At 33.9% G+C, this 655-nt stretch carries 1 protein-coding gene; it reads right to left on the reverse strand.

The features are described 5' to 3' along the window. A partial coding sequence (gene cadC / locus RT52_RS11295; protein ID WP_034817426.1) for a Cd(II)-sensing metalloregulatory transcriptional repressor CadC occupies positions 1 to 344 on the reverse strand: 344 nt, incomplete at its 3' end. Between the last annotated feature and the right edge of the window lie 311 nt (positions 345 to 655).

A 655-nucleotide genomic window follows, 5' to 3' on the forward strand; every position in this document is an offset into this window, starting at 1 on the left:
TTATGTTCTAGTACAATCATCATTATTTGTCTAATATGTTCATCGTCTAACGAATAAAACGCTAGTTTTCCTTCTTTTCTATATCTTACAATCCCCTGCTTATGAAGGGTCCTTAAATGATGAGAAGCATTTGCCACCGTAATACCAATAATATTTGCTATATCACACACACATAACTCTTCATCTTGACACAAAGCATAGGTAATCTTTGCCCTATTTTCATCCGCAATTGCTTTTAACATTTGGGCAACACTAACAATATCGATTGTTTTTAAATCACCTTGTATTCGATTGACCTTTTCCTCGTCATAACAAAAAATTTCACAAGTATCTTTCTTATTCACATTATCACCCCATTGATATTCAAGTGTTCACTTGAATATAGTATATACCTTTCCTTGGTTAATATTCAAGTGAATATTTGAATGAAAAACATAAAATGATTTTTCTAATAGTAATTCCCGTTAACGAACGTTAAGAAGACATGTTTGATAGTTAGTACACATTAAAATGAAAAGAGGCTGGGACATAACTCAGTAGATTTATAAGAAAGAGGCCACCTGGCGCGACTCGTTCGCGCCAGGTTAAACTGTACCTGAGTAGTAGACACTAAAAAAGTCTACTGCTCAGGGTTTTTGTGTACACTGGACTAAAA

The sequence above is a fragment of the Exiguobacterium alkaliphilum 12/1 genome, from assembly GCF_000714435.1.
GTDB classification, from domain to species: Bacteria; Bacillota; Bacilli; order Exiguobacteriales; family Exiguobacteriaceae; genus Exiguobacterium; species Exiguobacterium alkaliphilum.